Source organism: Paraburkholderia sp. Ac-20336, assembly GCF_017105025.1.
Lineage (GTDB): Bacteria > Pseudomonadota > Gammaproteobacteria > Burkholderiales > Burkholderiaceae > Paraburkholderia.
This window is the reverse complement of sequence record NZ_JAAGPS010000235.1, coordinates 1-4,866: the sequence shown is the minus strand read 5'-3', so window position 1 is coordinate 4,866 and position 4,866 is coordinate 1. Positions and strand designations below refer to the sequence as shown.

Below are 4,866 nucleotides of genomic sequence, written 5' to 3'. Positions count from 1 at the left end.
CCCTGCCCGCAACGCCGAGCGCGGTTTCGACAAAGCCGTGCCGTCGGCGACACGCCGCTTCAGCGACGCCCGCCCCGCACGCGCCGCCAGGCCCGAAAAAGCCGCGCGAGCCTCGGCCACGCGCAGCGAACATCACGACCACGACCTCGACACGACCGCCGAGGGCGACGCCCCGCGCCGCCCGCGTCGCGACCAGGAAGACGCGCCGGGCATGCTGCGCCTGTCGAAGCTGATGTCCAAGCTCGGCCTGTGTTCGCGCCGCGAAGCCGACGAATGGATCGAGAAAGGCTGGGTCATGGTCGACGGCGAGCGCATCGATACGCTCGGCACCAAGGTGTTCCCGGATCAGCGCATCGACATCGATCCGGCTGCCGAAGCCGCGCAATCGAGCCAGGTGACGGTACTGATCCACAAGCCGGTCGGTCTCGTGTCGGGTCAGGCCGAAGACGGTTATCAGCCGGCCATCACGCTCGTCACGCCCGAGAACCGTTGGGAAGGCGACCGCTCGGACATCCGCTTCGCGGTTTCGCATCTGCGCCAGCTCGCGCCGGCCGGACGGCTCGACATCGACTCGACAGGCCTGCTCGTGCTGACACAGGACGGCCGCATCGCGAAACAGCTGATCGGCGGCCATTCGGATGTCGACAAGGAGTACCTCGTGCGCGTCGCCTATGGCGAGCACACGGTCGACGTGGAGAGCCATTTCCCGGCGGACAAGCTTGCGCTGCTATGCCACGGCCTGTCGCTCGACGACGTGCAGCTGAAGCCCGCGCAGGTGAACTGGCAGAACGGCGAGCAGTTGCGTTTCGTGCTGCGCGAAGGCCGCAAGCGCCAGATTCGCCGCATGTGCGAGCTGGTCGGCCTCGAAGTGATCGGCCTCAAGCGTGTGCGCATGGGCCGCGTGGTGCTCGGCGCGCTGCCGCCGGGCCAATGGCGCTATCTGTCGGAAGACGAGTCGTTCTGACGCCGCGAGTGCCTGCGCAAACGAAAACCCCACGCCTTTCGCGTGGGGTTTTTCATTTCCGGCGACGCTTTATTCGCAGTCGGCAACCGCCGCCCGCGCCGCGCGATACAGCCTCAATCGTCGCTATTCGGATCGAGGTCCGGGAACAGGATCTCGGTAAAACCGAACTTCGAGAAATCGGTGATCCGCATCGGATACAGCTTGCCGATCAGGTGATCGCATTCGTGCTGCACGACGCGCGCGTGAAAACCCTCGGCGACGCGCTCGATCGGATTGCCGAACTGATCGAAGCCGTGATAGCGGATCATCGTCAAACGGCTCACCGCGCCGCGCAGCCCCGGCACCGACAGGCAGCCTTCCCAGCCCTCCTCCATGTCGAGCGAAACCGGCGTGATGGTCGGGTTGATCAGCACCGTCTCCGGCACCGGCGACGCGTCCGGATAGCGTTCGTTCTTGCCGAAGCCGAAAATCACGACCTGCAGGTTGACGCCGATCTGCGGCGCGGCAAGCCCCGCGCCGTTCGCATCGTGCATGGTCTCGAACATGTCCTTCACGAGCTCATGCAACTCGGGCGTGTCGAAATGATCGACCGGCTCGGCGATCTGCAACAGACGCGGATCGCCCATCTTGAGAATTTCGCGAATCATCAGTGCCCCTCCAGGAGCTTGCGCATACCATCTTCGTCGAGTACGGGGATGCCGAGTTCCTCGGCCTTCGCAAGTTTGCTGCCCGCGTCGGCGCCCGCCACCACGTAACTGGTTTTCTTCGATACCGACCCCGCTACTTTGGCGCCGGCCGCTTCGAGCATGTCCTTCGCATCCTCGCGCGACAGATTCGGCAGCGTGCCCGTCAGCACCACGGTCTGCCCGGCCAGCACGCCCTGCGGCGCCTTCGGCGCGGGCGGCCCCTCGGGCCACGTGACCTTGCCCGGCGCGCGCAACTGCTCGATCACCGTGCGGTTGTGCTCCTCGGCGAAGAACTGGCGCAGCGATTCCGCGACCACCGGCCCGACGTCGTTGACTTCGAGCAGTTCTTCGAGCGGCGCGTCCATGATCGGGGTCAGCGAGCCGAAATGCTTCGCGAGATCCTTCGCGGTCGATTCGCCGACGTGCCGGATGCCGAGCGCGTAAATGAAACGCGCGAGCGTCGTGTGCTTGGCTTTTTCGAGCGAGTCGAGCAGATTCTGCGCCGATTTGTCGGCGAAGCGGTCGAGTTCCGCGAGTGTCGCGAAACCGAGATTGAACAGATCGGCCGGCGTGCGCACGAGATTCTGCTCGACCAGCTGATCGATGATCTTCTCGCCGAGGCCGTCGATATCGAGCGCGCGCCGCTGCGCGAAGTGCCAGAGCGCCTGCTTGCGCTGCGCCGGACAGAAAAGCCCGCCCGTGCAGCGCGCAATCGCCTCGTCGGGCAGCCGCTCGATGGCGGAGCCGCACACCGGGCACTGCGTCGGCATCACGAACTCGCTCGCATCGGCCGGGCGCCGGTCGAGCAGCGCGCTGACCACTTCGGGAATCACGTCGCCGGCACGCCGCACGATCACCGTATCGCCGATGCGGATGTCCTTGCGGCGCACTTCGTCTTCGTTATGCAGCGTAGCGTTCGTAACCGTCGCGCCGCCGACGAACACCGGTTCGAGCCGCGCGACCGGCGTGATCGCGCCGGTGCGGCCCACCTGCACGTCGATCGCGACGAGCTTCGTCAGCGCTTCCTGAGCGGGGAATTTGTGCGCGAGCGCGAAACGCGGCGCGCGCGACACGAAGCCGAGCGCGTCCTGTTCGTCGCGCCGGTTGACCTTGTAGACCACGCCGTCGATGTCGTACGGCAGCGTGTCGCGCTTCTCGCCGACCGCGTGGAAAAAGCCGAGCAGTCCTTCGGCGCCCTGTACGACCGCGCGCTCGCTATTGACCGGCAGGCCCATCTCCTTGTACCAGTCGAGCAGTTCGCTATGCGTGGCCGGCATCTCGATGCCGTCGAGCACGCCAATGCCATAGGCGAAAAACGACAGCGGCCGCTGCGCGGTGATCTTCGAATCGAGCTGGCGCAAGCTGCCCGCCGCCGCATTGCGCGGGTTCGCGAATTCGCGCTGTTCGGCCGCGCGCTGCCGTTCGTTCAGGCGCTCGAAATCGCGCTTGAACATCAGCACCTCGCCGCGCACGTCGAGCACGCGCGGCACGCGATTGCCCTTGAGCTTCAGCGGAATCGAGCGGATCGTGCGGACGTTGCCTGTGACGTTCTCGCCGGTCGTGCCGTCGCCGCGTGTCGAGGCCTGCACGAACACGCCGTCGACATAGCGCAGCGAGATCGCGAGACCGTCGAACTTCAGTTCGGCCGCGTATTCGACGGGTACATGCGCCACCGGCACCGGCGGCTCGCTCGCGTTCTTGCCGAGCGCGTCGCTAACGCGCTTGTCGAACGCGACGATGTCTTCATCGGTGAAACCGTTGTTCAGCGACAGCATCGGCTGATCGTGCACGACCTGCTCGAAGCCGCTCGCCGCTTCGCCGCCGACGCGCTGCGTTGGCGAATCCGGCACGATCAGATCCGGATGTTCGGCCTCGATGCCCTCCAGTTCCTTGAACAGCTTGTCGTACTCGGCATCGGGCAGGTCCGGCTGATCGAGCACGTAGTACGCGTAATTCGCGCGTTCGAGTTCCGCGCGCAGCCACGCGGCCCGCTCCGCCGGAGCGCTGGTTGCAGAAGGGGGGACGGGAGTTCGGGCCATGCTGTCGGACGCTTCTCAACGTGAAATTCAGACCTTGGATTATCGCAGGAAGCGTGCCCCTTTACATCGGCCGAATGGGTGCGTCGAAGGGGTACTTCGAATGGCTGCTTCGGGCGCTTTGCGGGTGCTGTCGAGACCCGCACACCTGCCACGTACCTGCCGCCGCACCTGCACACACCGGCGCAACGCATCGCCGCACGCTGCCCAAGCCGCAAACGACAACGGCCGCACATCGTGCGGCCGTCTCGCCCCAACGCGGATGGCGCGCCGGCTTACTGGCTGAACAGCCGCCGCGTGGCCGGCGAACCCGCCGGAATGCCGGCCTGTTCGAGCTTCGCGTAGAGCGTCATCAGCTGCTTTTCGATGGCGAGCAGCGCGCTCTCCGGCAAGGGCCGGCGGCCATCGTCGACCACGCGCCCGCCGATGCGCTCGGCGAGCGACTTCGCGTAATCGCACATGAGCCGGAACGGCAGGATGTCTTCGTCGGCAACCGGCACGTCGAGCACGAGCGTAATCATCTCGCCGCCCTTGTACGTGAGGTCGTCGCGCAGGAAGTTGGTGTCGCCGAATTGCAGCATGAACACCGGGCTTTGCCGCGAATCGAGCTTGACGAAGCGCGTGCCGTCGCGCGAGAGCAGCAGGCCGTCTTGCGAGGCAACCGCCTGCACGTAGTTGGCCGACCACGGCGCGCCGTCGGACAGCACGTTGATCGACAACTGCGCGTCGCACTGCGCGGCGAAACCGTCGAGCTCGCGCGCCATCGCCACGGTCTCGAGCATGTCGGGGAATTCGGGCGACGCGTCGAGCGCGTCGGCGAACTGCTGCACGCCGGTCACGAATTCGGAAAACTCGAGTTCGTTCAGCGCGCCGCTGCGGTTCGCCAGTTGCGCGGCCGCGCGCAGCTCCTCGTAGCGCGTGCCGTTCTGCAGCAGCTCCCAGGCGCCACCTTCGGGCTTGCCCTCGATATGCACGGGCTTGCTGCCGGCGCGGCGCAGACGCTGCGCGAGCGGGATTACCTTGTCGCCGGCCACCGGGCCGTTCAGACGGATCGGCACGATGCAGTCGATGCGCCGATCGACGATCGCAGGCGGCGCCGACGAAATCGTCGTGGCGGCCGGCAGGACCGGCTCGACGCGCTCCTGCGCGGCGGGCGCGGGCTGGGCCGCGGGCGCCTCGG

Annotated in this window: 4 protein-coding genes; 1 reads left to right on the top strand and 3 read right to left on the bottom strand. The window is 66.5% G+C overall.

Annotated elements, in window-relative coordinates; translation table 11 throughout:
- Positions 1 to 964: pseudouridine synthase (locus tag GXB81_RS30400; protein WP_241016594.1), on the top strand; the 964-nt coding region annotated here is incomplete at its 5' end.
- Positions 965 to 1,077: 113 nt separating this feature from the next.
- Here the strand turns inward: GXB81_RS30400 and def are convergent.
- The 3 genes from def to GXB81_RS30385 form a co-directional block, all read right to left on the bottom strand.
- Positions 1,078 to 1,611 carry a peptide deformylase gene (gene def / locus GXB81_RS30395; protein ID WP_205991143.1) on the bottom strand — a complete coding sequence of 178 codons (534 nt, stop codon included), beginning with the start codon at positions 1,609 to 1,611 and terminating at the stop codon, positions 1,078 to 1,080.
- Positions 1,611 to 3,689, bottom strand: coding sequence for an NAD-dependent DNA ligase LigA (gene ligA, locus GXB81_RS30390; RefSeq protein WP_205991142.1), 2,079 nt, complete (start codon positions 3,687 to 3,689; stop codon positions 1,611 to 1,613). Before ligA ends, def begins: the two co-directional genes overlap by 1 nt.
- A 272-nt stretch (positions 3,690 to 3,961) precedes the next feature.
- Positions 3,962 to 4,866: cell division protein ZipA C-terminal FtsZ-binding domain-containing protein (locus tag GXB81_RS30385; protein ID WP_205991141.1), on the bottom strand; the 905-nt coding region annotated here is incomplete at its 5' end.